General features: G+C 67.4%; 14 protein-coding genes. 2 read left to right on the top strand and 12 right to left on the bottom strand.

Annotated elements, in window-relative coordinates; translation table 11 throughout:
- Positions 1-171 precede the first annotated feature (171 nt).
- The 3 genes from V7Q42_RS20300 to V7Q42_RS20310 are packed head-to-tail and all read right to left on the bottom strand — an operon-like array spanning position 172 to position 1,729.
- Positions 172-1,107, bottom strand: a complete 936-nt coding sequence (locus V7Q42_RS20300) for an NAD(P)-dependent oxidoreductase (protein WP_333826086.1) — start codon at positions 1,105-1,107, stop codon at positions 172-174.
- Positions 1,108-1,152: 45 nt separating this feature from the next.
- A complete protein-coding gene (locus tag V7Q42_RS20305; RefSeq protein ID WP_333826087.1) occupies positions 1,153-1,527 on the bottom strand; it encodes a type II toxin-antitoxin system PemK/MazF family toxin in 375 nt (124 codons plus the stop codon).
- On the bottom strand, positions 1,514-1,729 hold the full coding sequence (locus V7Q42_RS20310; RefSeq protein ID WP_333826088.1) for an AbrB/MazE/SpoVT family DNA-binding domain-containing protein: 216 nt from the start codon (positions 1,727-1,729) through the stop codon (positions 1,514-1,516). The genes V7Q42_RS20305 and V7Q42_RS20310 overlap by 14 nt, the downstream gene beginning before the upstream one ends.
- 574 nt (positions 1,730-2,303) lie before the next feature.
- Here V7Q42_RS20310 and V7Q42_RS20315 point away from each other — a divergent pair.
- Positions 2,304-2,480, top strand: coding sequence for a hypothetical protein (locus tag V7Q42_RS20315; RefSeq protein ID WP_333826089.1), 177 nt, complete (start codon positions 2,304-2,306; stop codon positions 2,478-2,480).
- Positions 2,481-3,004: 524 nt separating this feature from the next.
- Here the strand turns inward: V7Q42_RS20315 and pnp are convergent.
- Together pnp and rpsO are read right to left on the bottom strand one after the other, a co-directional pair.
- Positions 3,005-5,140 carry a polyribonucleotide nucleotidyltransferase gene (gene pnp / locus V7Q42_RS20320; protein WP_333826090.1) on the bottom strand — a complete coding sequence of 712 codons (2,136 nt, stop codon included), beginning with the start codon at positions 5,138-5,140 and terminating at the stop codon, positions 3,005-3,007.
- Between the two features lie 491 nt (positions 5,141-5,631).
- A complete protein-coding gene (gene rpsO, locus V7Q42_RS20325) occupies positions 5,632-5,901 on the bottom strand; it encodes a 30S ribosomal protein S15 (RefSeq protein ID WP_333826091.1) in 270 nt (89 codons plus the stop codon).
- Positions 5,902-6,020: 119 nt separating this feature from the next.
- On the opposite strand from rpsO, the gene V7Q42_RS20330 reads away from it, so the two are divergent.
- The gene (locus V7Q42_RS20330; RefSeq protein WP_333826092.1) at positions 6,021-6,758 is read left to right on the top strand and encodes a transglycosylase domain-containing protein; all 738 of its coding nucleotides are present in this window, start codon (positions 6,021-6,023) and stop codon (positions 6,756-6,758) included.
- Positions 6,759-6,761: 3 nt separating this feature from the next.
- Here V7Q42_RS20330 and truB read toward each other — a convergent pair whose 3' ends face one another.
- The 7 genes from truB to rimP all read right to left on the bottom strand — a co-directional run bounded on the left by truB (position 6,762) and on the right by rimP (position 14,406).
- On the bottom strand, positions 6,762-7,688 hold the full coding sequence (gene truB / locus V7Q42_RS20335; RefSeq protein WP_333826093.1) for a tRNA pseudouridine(55) synthase TruB: 927 nt from the start codon (positions 7,686-7,688) through the stop codon (positions 6,762-6,764).
- Between the two features lie 46 nt (positions 7,689-7,734).
- Positions 7,735-8,121, bottom strand: a complete 387-nt coding sequence (rbfA, locus tag V7Q42_RS20340; protein ID WP_333826094.1) for a 30S ribosome-binding factor RbfA — start codon at positions 8,119-8,121, stop codon at positions 7,735-7,737.
- Positions 8,108-8,665 (bottom strand): YcxB family protein, encoded by a 558-nt coding sequence (locus V7Q42_RS20345; protein ID WP_333826095.1) that lies wholly within the window; start codon positions 8,663-8,665, stop codon positions 8,108-8,110. Before V7Q42_RS20345 ends, rbfA begins: the two co-directional genes overlap by 14 nt.
- A 92-nt stretch (positions 8,666-8,757) precedes the next feature.
- Positions 8,758-11,427: a translation initiation factor IF-2 gene (gene infB / locus V7Q42_RS20350; protein ID WP_333826096.1), complete on the bottom strand. Its 2,670-nt coding sequence runs from the start codon at positions 11,425-11,427 to the stop codon at positions 8,758-8,760.
- Positions 11,428-11,434: 7 nt separating this feature from the next.
- Complete coding sequence (locus tag V7Q42_RS20355; protein ID WP_333826097.1) at positions 11,435-12,157, bottom strand: RNA-binding protein; 723 nt, start codon at positions 12,155-12,157, stop codon at positions 11,435-11,437.
- Complete coding sequence (nusA, locus tag V7Q42_RS20360; RefSeq protein ID WP_333826098.1) at positions 12,144-13,745, bottom strand: transcription termination factor NusA; 1,602 nt, start codon at positions 13,743-13,745, stop codon at positions 12,144-12,146. The genes V7Q42_RS20355 and nusA overlap by 14 nt, the downstream gene beginning before the upstream one ends.
- 49 nt (positions 13,746-13,794) lie before the next feature.
- Positions 13,795-14,406, bottom strand: a complete 612-nt coding sequence (gene rimP / locus V7Q42_RS20365) for a ribosome maturation factor RimP (protein ID WP_442958244.1) — start codon at positions 14,404-14,406, stop codon at positions 13,795-13,797.
- Positions 14,407-14,642 lie beyond the last annotated feature (236 nt).

Below are 14,642 nucleotides of genomic sequence, written 5' to 3' on the forward strand. Positions count from 1 at the left end.
GGGCCGTCCACCCCATCATCCCCGGCCGACGCGCAGCGGAGGGGAAGGGGATCCACGGATCCTTCTGCGAGCGTGAGACCGGCGGGTCCCTTTCCCTCGCCTACGACTCGCCGGAGACGACGGGCGGAGAACGTTTCCGCCGTCCGGCGGTCCGTCGCGCCGTGAGCCCCCTCACCGCCGGAACTTCGGACTGGCGTCCTCCTGGTCCTGCGGATCGCCGCGCCAGGTGTCGGCCTCCCACAGCTGCGTCAGGCCTTCCCGATAGGTCGGGTAGGTCAGGTCGCCGATCAGGCTGCGGAGCCGGGCGTTGCCGACGCGCTTGCTCTCGCCCCAGAAGCTCAGCGCCATCGGGGTGAAGGTGGCGGCGTCGAAGGGGATCTCCGGCGGCGGTTCGACACCCATCAGTTGCGCGGCGAGTTCGATGGGGAGCTGCGGCGGCGCCGGCTCGTCGTCGGAGACGTTGAGGATGCCGTCGAAGCGCGCCTTCGCGCTCGCGGCGATCGCCCGGCCGATGTCCTCGACCCGGATGCGATTGAACATCTGGCCCGGCTTGATGATGCGCCGCGCCGTGCCCTTCTCCAGATTGACGAAGGCGTTGCGTCCCGGGCCGTAGATACCGGCCAGCCGCAAAACGGCGACGGGGACGTCGACCTCCTTGCCGAGCGCGGCCCAGGCGCCCTCCGCGGCGATGCGCCAGCGGGTGCGGTCGGAGGCCGGCACCGGCACCGTCGTCTCGTTGACGGGACCGCCGTCGGCGTTGCCGTAGACGCCCACCGTCGAGAGATAGCCGATCCAGCGCAGCGTGCCGGCCGCCGCCGCGGCGCGGATCGCCGGTTCGAGGCGGGCGAGGAACGGGTCGCCGGCCTCGCTCGGCCCGGCCGAGACGAGGATGTGCGAGGCACGGGCGACCGCCGCGGCGAGGCGGGCGTCGGCTTGTGGCTCGGCGAGGCGGACGACGTCGAGGCCGGTCGCCGCGAGACGATCGGCCTTGGCCGGATCGCGGGCGGTGGTGACGAGGGAGCGGAGGTCGCCCTCCAGGGCGGCGGCGCCGTGGCGGGCGGAATAGCCCCAGCCGAGGACGAGGAGATCGAGGGTCGGTTCTATCATGGGGCGGACTGTCGAGGATGACCGCCTCCGACGCAACCAATTCGATCAAGAAGGATCGACGAGTGACGGATCTCGCGGGTCGAACCCCAGCGTCCGGCGCAGCGATGCGACGACCCGAGCGAGCGCTGCCTGCGGCAATCGGCCGAGCGGATAGGCATCGCTCGCTTCGATGGTGGCGATCTTCGCCGGACGTACGAGCGAAGGCGCCGGCAGCCCGGCGGTCCGGAAATCCGCGCCGAGGTCGACGTCGCCGTCCCAGGCCCGGTTCTCGGCGGAAGTGATCATCGCCACCCAGAGGAGCCGGCCTTCGACGCCGACGGGCCCATCGGAGACGACGAGCGCCGGCCGGTGCTGCCGGACCGGACGGTCGCTGTAGCGGAAGGGAACACGGACGACCGTGCCCTGCTCAAAGGTCGGCATAGGCGCGCTCGTCGGCGTCGGAGGCCCATTCATCGAAGGTTGCGAAGGGATCTTCGTTCTTCGTCGGTTTCGCCTTGGTGAGCACGACCCGGTCGCCTTCGATCGCATAGGCGAGCGTGTCGCCCTCGCCGAGATGGAGTGCGACGCGCACCGCCTGCGGGATGGTCGTCTGGGCCTTGGAGGTGAGGCGGCTCGTGATCATGACGGATGGTCTCCTGATCGGTAAGGATGTTCCTTACCACGGATCCGCGCCGAAACGAAGACGGGCGCCCTTCTTAACTCCCAAGCTCACAACCGGATATGCGACGAGCACAAGCAACGATTGATTTTTCTATCCACTCCCGTGTTACAAGTTCTGGTGCAACGATCGTTGCGCACTCGATAGCCTCCGGCGCCGCGACTCAAATATACGAATCGCATTCACGAGCCGTTCTGGCCAACAGAGTCGTCACCTTACGCAGCTAGACTCGAGCCATCTGCTTGGATCCATCACGCACAAAAGACCCACTTTTCAACAGAAATATGGGTTTTGGGGGTGTTGCCGGTTTGTACCTGTAATCCGACGCTTGACGAGGCTTCGAGACTCGGACTAGCGTTCCAATGAGGTTCAAAAAGAAAGCCGCTCAGAGGCTTGCACCCTCCAAGCGGCCATTCTTTCGAACTCCGGCAAATCCTGATCGGGCTGCCGGCGCTGTTCTGTGAAGAACAGGGCGATTTTGAATCGTACCTGGACAGCAAGTCAAGAGTCCGATCGTCTATGAGCGAAAGGCTCTTCCATGAACTCGAAATCTCCCATCGGCACTCGCGCTCGCACTGGCGAGCATTGTCCCGAATCCGGCGTCTGGAAGGTCGATGATGCCTTCGACACGACGACGGCGCCGATCGCCAAGGGCAACGTGATGCCGCCCTACAAGGGTCGGGCCGTCACTTGGATCCTGATCCAGTACGCTTGATTCAACGGCGAAAATGGCTATGGGGCGCTCAGGTGGGCGCCCCATTTCTTTTCGGGCACACACTTCAGATTACGACCTTGGGATCAGCCCTGTGGATCGATGCAATCTGTTAGCGGATTGTTAACCAACCCTAAGACACCGTTAGCGTGCCACGTGCAATTCTGCACGTGTGAGCCTGAGAGGACAGTATGCGGTACTCGCAGCTCAGAAAGGTCGGATTGGTGGCAAGTCTGGCTGCCAGTCTCACCACCATCGCAGTAGCGCTGATCAATTTCACTCGGTAAATGCCAATCCACGAAGTGATTTGATCTCCGACCAGAAGGGTGAGGTCGCCGCAAGGCGGCCTCACTGCTTCAGGCTCACTCTAGAAACCCCATGATTAACAGGATCTTGAGCGATTCTGTTGAAGCGAATTTTCGCCCATAATGGTTAATGATCTGTAAATCTTGAAGTGAACTCTCAAGGTACGAAGAAGGGCGCCCTCGCGGGCGCCCTTTTCATGTCTCGCATAGAAGGCGGTCCGGTCACTCGGCCGGCTTCTCGCCCTCTTCCTTCGGGATCTCCTGGCCGGTCTCCTGGTCGACGATCTTCATCGACAGGCGAACCTTGCCGCGCTCGTCGAAGCCGAGGAGCTTGACCCACACCTTGTCGCCTTCCTTGACCACGTCGGTGACCTTGGCCACCTTGCGCGGCGCGAGCTGCGAGATGTGAACGAGGCCGTCGCGCGAACCGAAGAAGTTCACGAAGGCGCCGAACTCCATGCACTTGACGACCGTGCCCTCGTAGATCGCGTTCACCTCCGGCTCGGCGGCGATGGACTTGACCCAGTTGACCGCGGCCTTGATCTTCTTCTGATCGGCGGAGGAGATCTTGACGGTGCCGTCGTCCTGGATGTCGACCTTGGCGCCGGTCTTCTCGACGATCTCGCGGATCACCTTGCCGCCCGAACCGATCACTTCACGGATCTTGTCGGTCGGGATCTTGAAGGACTCGATGCGCGGAGCATGCTCGCCGAGCTCCGGACGGGCCGAGGTCAGCGCCTTGGCCATCTCGTCGAGGATGTGCAGACGGCCGTCGCGGGCCTGGCCCAGCGCGACCTTCATGATCTCCTCGGTGATGCCGGCGATCTTGATGTCCATCTGCAGCGAGGTCACGCCGTCGGCGGTGCCGGCCACCTTGAAGTCCATGTCGCCGAGGTGGTCCTCGTCACCGAGGATGTCGGTGAGGACGGCGAAGCGCTCGCCCTCCTTGATCAGGCCCATGGCGATGCCGGCGGTCGGCTGCTTCAGCGGCACGCCGGCGTCCATCAGCGCCAGCGACGAGCCGCAGACGGTGGCCATCGACGAGGAGCCGTTCGACTCGGTGATCTCCGACACCAGACGGATGGTGTAGGGGAACTCGTGCTTGATCGGCAGGACCGGGTGGATGGCGCGCCAGGCGAGCTTGCCGTGGCCGATCTCGCGGCGGCCGGGCGAACCCATGCGGCCGGTCTCGCCGACCGAGTAGGGGGGGAAGTTGTAGTGGAGCAGGAAGTGCTCCTTGTAGGTGCCGGCGAGGGCGTCGACGAACTGCTCGTCTTCACCGGTGCCGAGCGTGGCGACGACGAGCGCCTGGGTCTCGCCGCGGGTGAACAGGGCCGAGCCGTGGGCACGCGGCAGGACGCCGACTTCGGCGACGATCGGGCGGACGGTGACGAGGTCACGGCCGTCGATGCGGGAGCCGGTGTCGAGGATGTTCCAGCGCACCACCTTGGCCTGGACTTCCTTGAAGGCGGTCGCGACCTTCTCCTTGTCGAACTTCGCCTCGCCGTCGGCGGGGACGAGCGCGGCCATGACCTTCGCCTTGGCGGCGTCGACGGCCTTGTAGCGGTCCTGCTTGACGGTGATCTTGTAGGCGTCGCGCAGATCGGCCTCGGCGATCTCGAGTACGGCGGCCTCGACGGCGGAGAGGTCCGGCGCGGTGAAGTCGCGCGGCTCCTTGGCGGCCTTCTCGGCGAGGCGGATGATGGCGTCGATCACCGGCTGGAAGCCGGCGTGGCCGAACATCACGGCGCCGAGCATGACGTCTTCGGAGAGCTCCTTGGCTTCCGATTCGACCATCATCACCGCGTCGTGGGTGCCGGCGACGACGAGATCGAGCTTGTTCTCGACCTCTTCGTCGATCTGCGGGTTGAGCACGTACTCACCGGCGATGTAGCCGACGCGCGCCGCACCGATCGGGCCCATGAAGGGGACGCCCGAGAGGGTCAGAGCGGCGGAGGCCGCGACCATGGCGACGATGTCGGGAGCGTTCTCGAGGTCGTGGGAGAGCACCGTGACGATCACCTGGGTGTCGCACTTGTAGCCTTCGACGAAGAGCGGGCGGATCGGCCGGTCGATCAGGCGCGAGATCAGGGTCTCGGCCTCCGACGGACGGCCTTCGCGTTTGAAGTAGCCACCCGGGATCTTACCGGCGGCGAAGGCCTTCTCCTGGTAGTTGACGGTCAGCGGGAAGAAGTCCTGACCGGCCTTCGGCTCCTTGGCGGAGACGACGGTGGCGAGAACGGTGGTCTCGCCGTAGGAGGCGAGCACGGCGCCGTCGGCCTGACGGGCGACCTTGCCGGTCTCGAGGACCAGCTTGCGGCCGGCCCATTCGATCACTTCACGATGGATGTGGAACATGTGTCTTCGGTCCTGGCGGGCACCCCCGACGAGGGGGAAGCGAACCCGCAGTTGAGGCACGGGAGACAGGCGCACATCTCGTGCGGCGCATCGGCTCCGTGCCGGTTCCGGGACGGACGAGGCGAACCCCGTCCGATGGACCATGAGCAAGACGGCGAGGGGCTCCTGCCCGTGACGGGCCGGCGGAGCCCCCGGCGATCCTGCCATGGTCCGCGACGTGTGCGACGAGGGCGATCCGATACGCGGCTCTCGGCGACACGGGGGACGGCGAGACGGATCTCACCGCGGAGAAGGAGCGGCGCGAGCGTCGCTCCGGGACCCGTCCGGCCCGGCGCGGAGGCCGCGGACGAACCGGCGGAGAAGCGGCGAATGCCGCTTCGGGGAAAAGACCGGAAGCGACGAGACCGCCGCTTCGGAAAGAGGGTCCGGAGCGGCGGGTGCCGCTCCGGGGAAGCTCGTCGGTCGATCGCTCGGGCGAACCCGGCGACCGGTCAGCGGCGCAGGCCGAGACGTTCGATGAGAGCCTTGTAACGCGCCACGTCCTTCGACTTCAGATAGTCGAGGAGCGAACGACGCGAGGAGACCATCTTCAGGAGGCCACGACGGGAATGGTTGTCCTTGGCGTGGGTCTTGAAGTGCTCGGTCAGGTTGGCGATACGCTCGGAGAGCACCGCGACCTGGACTTCCGGCGAACCGGTGTCGCCTTCGTGGGTCGCGTACTGCTTGACCAGTTCGAGCTTGCGTTCGGCCGTGATCGACATCGAGATCATCCTTTCGGGTGAGACAAACGAACATGGCCCCGCCGGGATGTCGTCCAGCGGGGTCGGGTGCGCGGGTCTTATGCACGAAACGCCGGGTTCGCGCCAGTGGAATGTGGCGCGTGAGCGCCAACTCGTCGCTCGACTTCGCGCGCGCGGGCGGGCAGTTTCCGTGGATGAACGTCCTCGCTCACCTCCGGCGCGCGGTGCGGATCGCCGCCTACGCCGTCTTCGGCCTCGCGGCGATCTTCGCCGTGCTGCTCGTCCTCTGGCGCTTCGTGGCGCCGGTGTCGATGCCGATGGTGGCGCGCTGGGTGACGGGGCAGCGGGTGGAACGGGTGTGGCGGCCGATCGAGAGCGTCGATCGTGATCTGATCGTCGCGGTGATCGCCTCGGAGGACACCGGATTCTGCCGCCATCACGGCATCGACTGGAACGAACTGATGGACGTCATCGACGACGAGGACGGGCCGAAACGCGGCGGCTCGACGCTCACCATGCAAGTGGCGAAGAATCTGTTCCTGTGGTCGGGGCGCAGCTACGTGCGCAAGGCGATCGAGATCCCGATGGCGATGATCGTCGATCTCGCATGGCCGAAGACGCGGATCTTCGAGATCTATCTCAACATCGCCGAGTGGGGTCCCGAGGGCGAATTCGGCATCGAGGCCGGCACCCGGCGGGCCTTCGGTCACGGCGCCGACCGGATCTCGGCCCGCGAAGCGGCGCTGCTCGCCGTGACCCTGCCCAATCCGATCCGCCGCAATCCGGCGAAGCCGTCGCCCGGCCTCCGGCGGGTCGCCGGCATCATCACCGGTCGGGCGGCGAACTCGCCCGAGGTCGCCGACTGCATCGGCAGGTGAGACTCACTCCCCGCCCAGCATGAACACGCGGCGCGGCACCAGTTCGCCACGGTCGACCTCGCCGATGGCGACGAGATCGCCGCCGCAGGTGACCCACACGGCGTCCTCGTCGGCGGGGGCGTCGCGACCGCGCAGGATCACCGACTGGCCACGGCGCAGGCGGGCGGCGGCGTCGCGGTTGACCGCCACCTCGGTGACCTCGGAAAGACCGGCCTCGACGGGCACGAGCAGGGCGCGGGCGGCGTCGAGACCGCCCTCCTCGGCCGCCTTCTCGATGTCGGCGAGCGGGATCATGTCGTCCTCTTCGAAGGGGCCGACGTGAACGCGCCTGAGGCCGATGACGTGGCCGCGGGTGCCGAGGCGCAGCCCCATGTCGCGGGCCAGCGCCCGGACATAGGTGCCCTTGCCGCATTCGCAGTCGAAGACCGCGGTGTCGGCGTCCGGCACGTCGACCAGGGCGAGATCGAGGATCTCGATCGGCCGGGCCTCGAGCACCACCTCCTCGCCGTCGCGGGCGAGGTCGTAGGCGCGTTCGCCGTCGATCTTGATCGCCGAGAACTTGGGCGGGACCTGCATGATCTCGCCGATGAACTCGGGGAGGATAGCCTCGATCTCCGCCTTGGTCGGCCGGTGGTCGGAGGTGGCGATGACCTCGCCTTCGGTGTCGTCGGTGGCGGTCTGGGCGCCCCAGCGCACGGTGAAGCGATAGACCTTGGTGCCGTCCATGACGAAGGACACGGTCTTGGTCGCCTCACCGAAGGCGAGCGGCAACATGCCGGAGGCGAGCGGGTCGAGGGTGCCGGCGTGGCCGCACTTGTTGGCGTTGAAGAGACGCTTCAGCCGCGACACCGCCTGGGTGGAGGTCACCCCCACCGGCTTGTCGAGCACGATCCAGCCGTGAACGTCGTCGAACTTCTTCTTACGGGCCATGAGGAGTGCTTTCGTGGATCCACGGTCGGGCGGCGCGGCGCGCCTCTCACTCCTCGTCGAGGTCGCGGGCGACCTCGGGGCGATGGAGGAGGGCGGTGACCGCGTCGTCGTCGTCGAAACGGGTGTCGAGTTGGAAACGGATGTCGGGGGCGAACTTGAGGTCCACCCGCCGGGCGATCCGACCGCGCAGCCACTTTCGCGACCGCTCGAGCCCGGCCATCACCTTGTTCACGTTGCGGCCGCCGAGCGGCATGACCAGCGCGGTGCCGTTCTTCAGATCCGGCGACATCCGCACCTCGGCCACCGAGATGACGACACCGTCGAGATCCGGATCGGCGATCTCGCCGCGGGCGAGGATGTCGGCGAGGGCATGGCGGACCAGTTCGCCGACGCGCAGCTGACGCTGCGAGGGGCCCTTCTCAGGCGCGGTCATGGGGCGTTCCTTCGGAGAGATGGGCGAGGATGTGGGCGCGGGTCCGTTCGAAGGCGTCGGCGTCGGCGAAGGCGGTGCGGGGGATCGGCAGACCCTGACGGCCACCGGTGGCGAGCACCAGATGGGTCGGCGTCTCGATCAGTCGCACCACCGCGGCCCACGGGAACCGCCAATCGAAATCGGTCGCGGTGGCGTGAATCTCCTCGTCGGCGAACTCGACCGTCAGCTCCTTCTCGGCCAGCGGCATGCGGGCGAAACCGGTGGCGGCGTTGAAGCCGACGAGGTGGTGGCGGAAGAAGAGGCCGAGCGACAGGAGGACGCCGAAGCCGTACCACGGGTACCATTCGGACCCGCCTTTCAGCGCTTCGCCGAGCAGGCTGCCGCCGGTCGGGGCGTTGCCCGGGACCAGCCCGAGGACGATGACGGCGAAGCCGAGCACGAAGACGACCAGAGCGATGCGGAAGGGCAGCGGACGCCGCGCGACGGCGGTCGACAGCGCGACCCAATCCGCACGCGCGAAGGGGAACGAGATCTTCTCGGACATGATCATCCTTCGTCAGGGGTCGAACCCGAGCGAGGTGAGGACGTGATGGCGGGCGGCGTCGCTGGACGCCGCCCTTCGCCGTGGCCGCCGGGTCAGAGCGACCGGGCGATCTCTTCGACGCGGTAGCACTCGATGACGTCGCCGGCGCGCATGTCCTGATAGGCCTCGAAGGACATGCCGCATTCCTGACCCACGACGACTTCCTTGGCGTCATCCTTGAAGCGCTTGAGCTGCGAGAGCTTGCCTTCGTGGATGACGACGTTGTCGCGGATGAGGCGAACCGAGGCGCCGCGCTCGACCGTGCCGTCGGTGACGAGACAGCCGGCGACCTTGCCGACCTTGGAGACGTTGAAGATCTCCAGGATGCGGGCGTTGCCGAGCATGGTCTCGCGGATCTCCGGCGTGAGCATGCCGCTCATCGCCTTCTTCACGTCGTCGACCAGGTCGTAGATGATGTTGTAGTAGCGGATCTCGACGCCTTCGCGCTCGGCCGCCTCGCGGGCTTCCTTCGACGCACGGACGTTGAAGCCGATGATCGCGGCGTTGGAGGCCGAGGCCAGCGACACGTCGGATTCGGTGATGCCGCCGACGCCGCCGTGGATGACGCGAGCCCGGACCTCGTCGTTACCGAGCTTCTCCAGCGCGCCGATGATCGCTTCGAGCGAGCCCTGCACGTCGCCCTTGACGACGAGCGTGAACTCCTTGCGACCGGCGGTCTTCAGCTGGTTCATCATCTCGGTGAGCGAGCCGCGCGCCGAGGTGCCGCGGGCCTGCTGCTTCTCGCGCTTCAGGCGCTGCCGATAGTCCGCGACCTCGCGGGCCCGGGCCTCGTTCTCGACCACGGCGAAGCGGTCGCCGGCTTCCGGGGTCTCCTGGAAGCCGAGCACCTCGACCGGGGTCGACGGACCGGCGTCGCGTTCGGGCGCGCCCTGGTCGTTGAGGAGGGCGCGGACGCGGCCCCAGGCGCCGCCGGCGACGAGGATGTCGCCGACCTTGAGGGTGCCGCGCTGGACGAGGACGGTAGCGACCGGACCGCGGCCCTTGTCGAGCTTGGCCTCGATGACGGTGCCCTCGGCCGCCCGGTTCGGGTTGGCCTTGAGCTCGAGCACCTCGGTCTGCAGCAGGATGGTCTCGAGCAGCTTGTCGAGATTGATCTTCTGCTTGGCCGACACTTCGACCTCGAGCACGTCGCCACCCATCGATTCCACCACGATCTCGTGCTGGAGCAGGGCGGTACGGACGCGCTGCGGGTCGGCCTGCGGCTTGTCGATCTTGTTGATGGCGACGATGATCGGCACGCCCGCGGCACGGGTGTGGTTGATCGCCTCGACCGTCGTCGGCATGACGCCGTCGTCGGCCGCCACCACCAGGATGACGATGTCGGTGGCCTTGGCGCCGCGCGAACGCATCGCCGTGAAGGCCTCGTGGCCGGGGGTGTCGATGAAGGTGATCTTCTGGCCGTTCGATTCGACCTGATAGGCACCGATGTGCTGGGTGATGCCGCCGGCCTCGCCCGCGGCCACCTTGGTGGAGCGAATGGCGTCGAGCAGCGACGTCTTGCCGTGGTCGACGTGACCCATGATGGTGACGACCGGCGGACGCTGACGCAGATCCTCGTCGGCGTCGGTGGCCGTGAACAGGCCTTCCTCCACGTCCGATTCGGCGACGCGCTTGACGGTGTGGCCCATCTCCTCGGCGATCAGCTGCGCCATGTCGGCATCGATGACGTCGTTGATCTTCATCATCTGGCCCTGCTTCATCAGCAGCTTGATGACGTCGACGGCGCGCTCGGCCATACGGTTGGAGAGTTCCTGGATGGTGATCGTCTCGGGCAGGATCACCTCGCGCGAGATCTTCTCGCGCGGCTCGAAGGACTGCATGCGGCGCTGCTGACGCTGGACGCGGCGCTTGAAGGCGGCGACCGAACGACCGCGGCCGCCCTCCTCCTCGGAGTCCTCGGTCTGGGCCGTCACCACGGTGAGCTTGCCGCGCTGCTTGTCGTCGCCCTTGGTGCGGGTCGGCTTGGGCGGCGGCGGCGCGGTCATGCGGCGCGCGGCGCCGGCGACCGGACGGGGCGCGGGACCCCGGCGCGGAGCCTCTTCCTCCTCCTCCTCGGCGGCCGGGCGGGCCGGACGGACGGCGGCAGGAGCAGCGGCGGCGGGGCGTGCCGCGGTCGGCGCAGCCGCGGGAGCGGCGGCTTCGGGCTCGGTGGCCTTTTCCGGCTCCGCCACGGGCTCGGGCTCACCGGCGGCCTTGCGGCGTTCTTCTTCCGCCGCGGCCTCGGCCTTGCGGCGGGCTTCGGCTTCGGCACGCTCCTTGGCGAGGCGCACTTCCTCGATGGCGCGCAGCCGCTCTTCCTCGGCGCGACGCTTGCGGTCCTCTTCCTCACGGATGCGGGCTTCGGCGAGAGCCTTCTCGCGGGCGGCGCGTTCGCCGGCCGAGAGCGTCTGCAGCACGACGCCGGTGCGCGACCGCTGCGGAGCGGGCGGAGCTTCGCTCGCCGTCGGCGCGGCCGGCGGCGTCGCCGGCTTCACTTCGGTGCGCGGCTTCAACTCGACCCGAGGCGCAGGCACCGCGGCGTGACCGTGTTCGGTCTCCCCCGGCTTCAGGATGCGCTTCTTCTTGGTCTCGACGAGCACGGTCTTCGACCGGCCATGACTGAAGCTCTGCTGGACCGTGGCGTCGGTCTTCAGCTTCAACGTCAACTTCTTCTTGACGTCGACGTGGAGGGTCTTGTCGCCGGTGGTCTTCTGTTCGTTCATGTGCCCGTCATTCCTGCGGCGTCGTGCCGCTCGTCGCGTGATGGCCGTCGTTCGTCGACACCGTGGTCCCGAAGGATTCGAGGCCTCGATATCTGGCGAGCGCGCCTGCGCGCTCGAGGAAGGTTTCGCTCGCCCGGCCAGCAAGCAGCGCAGCATGTATCACATTCGACCTGCCCAATGCCAAATCCAATTGGGCTCCGGTGAAGATTCGGACGACCGGAATGCCGATCTCTCCACCGAAGCGGCGCTTGAGCGCCGCGGCCAGCTTCTCGACCCCGTCCGACCCCGCTTCCGCGGCGTGGACGAGACCGGCGAGACGCTCGCGCGCCACCGCCGCTTCCACTTTGGCGAAGCCGGTCGTGACCAGCCCCGCCTTGCGCGCCAGGCCGAAGGTGCCCAGCGCCTGTTTCGCCATCAGCCCGTCGAGGCGCTCGGCGAGGTCCGCAGGGACTTCGACGGCGCTGCGCAGAGCGCGGGCGAAGAGCTTGCGCGCGACGGCCTTGTCGACCGCGGCGCGCGTCGCCTCCACCCAGACCCCACGGCCGGGCAGGTCCCGCTTCAGATCCGGCACCACGGTTCCATCCGGGGCCTGAACGAAGCGGATCATCTCTGCGAGCGGCCTCGTCTCGCGGGAGACGATGTCGGTTCGCGTCACGTCCGCCTTCTTCGGCGGGCGTTCATCCCATTCGGGCGCCTCGTCGGCGCCCGGTTCGGCGTCAGTGTTCGCCACTCTCCGCCTCGTCTTCCCCGGCGTCGACCGGCTCTTCGACCGGCGGCTCGATCCAGCCGGCGGCGACGCGGGCGGCCATGATGATCGCTTCGGCGTCGGTGCGGTCGAGATCGAAGCCGTCGAGCGTACCGGCGTGCTTCTCGACTTCGCCGCCCTTGCGCTCGGTCCAGCCGACGAGATCGTCGGTGGCACAGCCGGCGAGGTCCTCGACCGTCTTGATGCCGTCCTTGCCGAGCGCCACCATCATCGCGGTGGTGACGCCGGGGACGTCACGCAGTTCGTCGGCGACGCCGAGTTCCTTGCGTTCGGCGTCCTGAGCCGCTTCGAGCGCCTCGAGCCAGGCGTTGGCGCGGGACTGGATCTCCTCCGCCGTCTCCTCGTCGAAGCCCTCGATACGGGCGATCTCGTCGATGCCGACGTAGGCGAGTTCCTCGACCGTGCCGAAGCCTTCGGTGGCGAGCAGCTGGGCGACGACCTCGTCGACGTCGAGCGCTTCCATGAAGAGTTGGGTGCGCTCGGCGAATTCCTTCTGACGGCGCTCCGATTCCTCGGCCTCGGTCATGATGTCGATGTCCCAGCCGGTGAGCTGGGAGGCGAGGCGGACGTTCTGGCCGCGGCGGCCGATGGCCAGCGACAGCTGATCGTCCGGCACCACCACTTCGATGCGGCCGGCATCCTCGTCGAGCACGACCTTGGCGACTTCCGCCGGCTGCAGGGCGTTGACGATGAAGGTGGCGGCGTCGTGCGACCAGGGAATGATGTCGATCTTCTCGCCCTGGAGCTCCTGCACCACCGCCTGGACGCGGGAACCGCGCATACCGACGCAGGCGCCGACCGGGTCGATCGACGAATCGCGCGAGATGACGGCGATCTTGGCGCGGGAGCCCGGGTCGCGGGCGACCGACTTCACCTCGATGATGCCGTCGTAGATCTCCGGCACTTCCTGGGCGAAGAGCTTCGCCATGAACTGCGGATGGGTGCGGGAGAGGAAGATCTGCGGCCCGCGCTGTTCGCGGCGGACGTCGTAGACGTAGGCGCGGACGCGATCGCCGTTGCGGAAGGCCTCGCGCGGGATCAGCTCGTCGCGACGGACGATCGCCTCGCCACGGCCGAGGTCGACGATGACGTTGCCGTATTCGATGCGCTTGACCGTACCGTTGACGATCTCGCCGATGCGGTCCTTGAACTCGTCGAACTGGCGATCGCGCTCGGCTTCGCGGACCTTCTGGACGATGACCTGCTTGGCCGACTGGGCGGCGATGCGGCCGAAGTCCATGGGCGGCAGCGGCTCGCCGATGAAGTCGCCGACCTGGGCGTCGGGATTGCGCAGGCGGGCGTCGGCGAGCGGGATCTGGGTCGCCGGATTCTCGAAGACCTCGACCACCTCGAGCAGGCGCTGCAGCTTGATCTCGCCCGTCTTCGGGTTGATCTCGGCGCGGACCTCGGTCTCGGACCCGTAGCGCGAGCGCGCGGCCTTCTGGATGGCGTCCTCCATCGCGGCGAGCACGATCTTGCGATCGATCACCTTCTCACGCGCGACCGCATCGGCGATCTGGAGGAGTTCCAGTCTGTTGGCGCTGACTGCCATCGTCTTCTCCCTCGCGGCCCGATCGCGGATCGGGCACGTGTCGTCCTTCTCAGTGGACCGCCGGATCCTCGACGTCGTCGAGATCCGTACGGGCCTGTCGCTTGGCCGCCTTCAGCGAGGCGGCGACGAGATCGTCGGTGAGTATCAGCCGGGCGTCCGCCAGGAGATCCAGCGGCAGCCAGACGGTGTCGGGTTCGCCTTCGGCGACACCGTCGAGCTTCACCCCGAACGTGTCGTCCTTCACGCCGACGAGGAGCCCGCGGAAACGCCGGCGGCCCTCGTGGTTCTGCTCCAGCTCGATCTTGGCGACGTGGCCGGCCCAGCGCTCGAAGTCCGAGCGGCGCACCAGCGGCCGGTCGATGCCGGGCGAAGACACTTCCAGATGATAGGCCCGATCGACCGGATCGTCGGCATCGATCACCGGCGCCAGATTGCGGCTGATCTGCTCGCAGTCGTCGACACCGATGGTGCCGTCGGGACGCTCGGCCATGATCTGGACGGTGAAACCGTTGCGGCCCGAGCACTTCACGCGGACGAGACGGAAGCCGAGATCTTCGATCACCGGTTCGGCGATCGCCGCGATGCGGGCGTCGAGACCGGTCTCGTGGATCAGGCGGGGTTCGTGGCGCGTCGTCAGTGTCGTCGGTCCCGGTGGTTCGATCGCTTCGGGAAACGTCGGGCGGTCATCGGACCAACACCGAAAGAGCGGGTCCCCTCGGGGGCCCACTCTCGTTTCGTCACGAGGACGATCTGAGAATTTCGTGCTTGGAGGGGCTTATAAGTCAGATCCCGGGAGAAAGGCAAGTCTCCGCGGCGGATTTCCTCGAAATCACACCCTTCGGAACACCAGATATGCCGGGGTGCGGCCTTCGCGGAGTGCCTTTTCCTCGTAGCGGG

The organism is Pinisolibacter sp. (genome assembly GCF_036782435.1).
Classification (GTDB): domain Bacteria; phylum Pseudomonadota; class Alphaproteobacteria; order Rhizobiales; family Ancalomicrobiaceae; genus CALBKH01.